Annotated in this window: 3 protein-coding genes; all 3 read left to right on the top strand. The window is 41.3% G+C overall.

Annotated elements, in window-relative coordinates; genetic code table 11:
- The coding region (locus J8X26_RS23125) for a DinI-like family protein (protein WP_208952054.1) at positions 1 to 99 on the top strand (99 nt) is incomplete at its 5' end.
- A gap of 235 nt (positions 100 to 334) precedes the next feature.
- A complete protein-coding gene (locus J8X26_RS23130; protein WP_208952052.1) occupies positions 335 to 955 on the top strand; it encodes a hypothetical protein in 621 nt (206 codons plus the stop codon).
- A complete protein-coding gene (locus J8X26_RS23135) occupies positions 955 to 1,332 on the top strand; it encodes a hypothetical protein (RefSeq protein ID WP_208952053.1) in 378 nt (125 codons plus the stop codon). Before J8X26_RS23130 ends, J8X26_RS23135 begins: the two co-directional genes overlap by 1 nt.
- The last annotated feature ends 485 nt before the right edge of the window (positions 1,333 to 1,817 follow it).

Genomic DNA, 1,817 nt, shown 5'->3' on the forward strand with positions numbered 1-1,817 from the left:
GGATTGTCTGTCATGGGTGGGAGCACTGTCGATAAAGAAACCGTCGAAGCAATACTTCAGGAAACGTGGGAAAGTGCTGATGACTGGTTTCAGCCATAGCTTCAAAGCTGAAAGTACTGAGTAAAATCACAGCATTCAATACGAACCCATTTAGTTCTATCATAGTTGCTCAAAAGTTATTGGGTAGCGCTATCGTTTGATAAGAGAAATGAGCCCATTTTCACTATAAATCCCCTTATCAAACTTCTTGGCAAAAATTCATAGGAACGTTGTGTAGCAACATCGCACGTTTGCTACCTACCCCTTTACCCCATACACTTAAGGGATGAAAGATATGATTGGCTTCGAGGCTGTGGCCTTTACGGGTCCTAACCTAGACAAGGTACAAGGTATTTTCACTGAGGTTTCTCATTCTGTTGAGCGATCTCTGGATGACTTTGACCGCAGCCACCCCAAGTCCCTAACAAAAAAACAAGTTTTAGATGCTATAAAAAAAACAGACGCCATCGTTGATTCAGTTACTCAGCTTTGCAAAGAAGGCCGGTCGATGATCCAAGTGTTAAAGTTTGGGTCAGCTGAAGAGATTGAAGCTCTCGATTTTAAAGAAAATTCGACGGAAACTTTAGAGGCTATTGCTGAAGAAATTTCTCGTGGCAACAAGAGAATGTTTTATACCTTTTTTAAGGCAGAAACAGAAATCTATTGGGCTCCTCACATGTCCCACCTACGCTATATCAAAACACGGGCTTTGCAAGTTTTCGAAGAGTATCAAAAAGTCACAAATGAACTTGCAAGGTTAGTAGGTTTGTACCAGCTAAAAGGCGAACATGATTTCGCCTTTGATATCGAAACCATTAGAGATTCTGTGAGTTCTGAAAATGTAGAACACCCTGACTGGGTTGCAAGCGGCGATGATTTTGCAGATTGGATCCAGTCAATGAAAAAGGATGCGTGATGGCTGTCAAAGTTAGTTATTCTCAGTCATTTATTGAGTTAATGAAGTCATTATCAACACAAGAATTAAAGATAATTGGTGACTTTATTACTATGTTAAAAGCATCCGGATTCACTAGTCTACCAGGACGTAATAAACCATCCACGGGGGTTAGCGAGAATCACGCTAGAAGATTACAACTTATACAATACGCTATAGAGAATAACCTTTGGCATTATCATGTTGGTCATAAAGTTTACGACCAGAAAAAACCTTTTGGAGACTGGACATCAAGCCATGTAGTCCATTACCAAAATGAAAATAGTCAGTCTGCAAGGTTTGTTCATTATGACTCACATCCCCCGATGAAATTGCCAGCAGCAAATACGCTCAAATAGAAACCCGGCCACCGAGCCGGGTTTTTTGTGCATGTAATAAAATCATGTATGCGAAATTCCTATAGCTGGTTAAATGACCGGATTTTTTCGACCACATATTGCCAGACCGAACTTTTGTGATAGTCTGAAACAGCATGAGTGCTCATGCAACCATACTGACTTCATTGATATCTTACCTTCCGATATCACATTTATCGCTTAACCCGCACTTGTGGCGGTTTTTTTGTGCCCGTCACTCACCAAATTCTGCAAAGTAGACCTTGCTAACGTTCACTTTTCGATCAACTATCATTTCGCAAATAATAATAGAGTTTACGTAGCCTCTTTACCGTTCGCCTAGCTCCCACATGTCTCATGCATCCAGTTAGGCGAGCGGTTTTTTGCCTGCAATTTGTCAGCATTTCAACATTCGTCTACGCTTTAAAGCGGAGGTGCAATCACCTTCCAGTACCATGTGTTGTTGATATTTAGCCCGCAGCCCGCCG

Source organism: Rahnella sp. ChDrAdgB13, from assembly GCF_017655185.1.
GTDB classification, from domain to species: Bacteria; Pseudomonadota; Gammaproteobacteria; order Enterobacterales; family Enterobacteriaceae; genus Rahnella; species Rahnella contaminans.

Excerpts from the sequence above, each read along its gene's own strand:
- J8X26_RS23135 (WP_208952053.1), top strand. The coding sequence starts at position 955 with ATGGCTGTCAAAGTTAGTTATTCTCAGTCATTTATTGAGTTAATGAAG.
- J8X26_RS23130 (WP_208952052.1), top strand. The coding sequence starts at position 335 with ATGATTGGCTTCGAGGCTGTGGCCTTTACGGGTCCTAACCTAGACAAG.